Below are 567 nucleotides of genomic sequence, written 5' to 3' on the forward strand. Positions count from 1 at the left end.
ATTTCGGCATGATTTTTTAACTTTTGTAAAAAAATGAGATAAATAGGTTAATATTCAAGCAATGTTAGCGAAATAGTTTTACCTTTATATGAGTAAACAGAAGCTAATTGTCATACTAACGCAATAATTAACAAAAGCTAGCTCCTTACGGATAAGCAGCTGGCACTTAAAACAACATAAGCTTTCACCATGTTTACCTTATATTTATTAAACAATTAGAACATTAATAAGCTATTCACTGTTAAAGATTGCTGGGTGTTTTGCTATTGTTTTTATTTGACAATATTGTTGTATAACGAATTGTTGTCTAACGACCTTAGTTCTGCCAGCCATTATGTGCCAGCTATATGAGGATATTATGAAGCCACTTTCTATGATGTTATCGGTGCTTGTTATTGGTTTCACTTCCAGTACGGTAATGGCTGAAGGTGCTAGTCTATCAAGCGCCAGCCTACCCAACGTAAGCCCTGCCAATAGCGATTTGGTCAATCGAGGAGCGTATATCGCGCGTGCAGCTGACTGTATGGCTTGTCATCGCGAAGACTATACTGGCGGTGTCGCACTTGA

General features: G+C 37.6%; 1 pseudogene. It reads left to right on the forward strand.

Annotated elements, in window-relative coordinates:
• Positions 1 to 358: 358 nt before the first annotated feature.
• A pseudogene (locus tag ACS8FD_RS23360) lies at positions 359 to 567 on the forward strand (cytochrome c); the annotation flags it as partial.

It is taken from the genome of Psychrobacter sp. 1U2 (genome assembly GCF_051847575.1).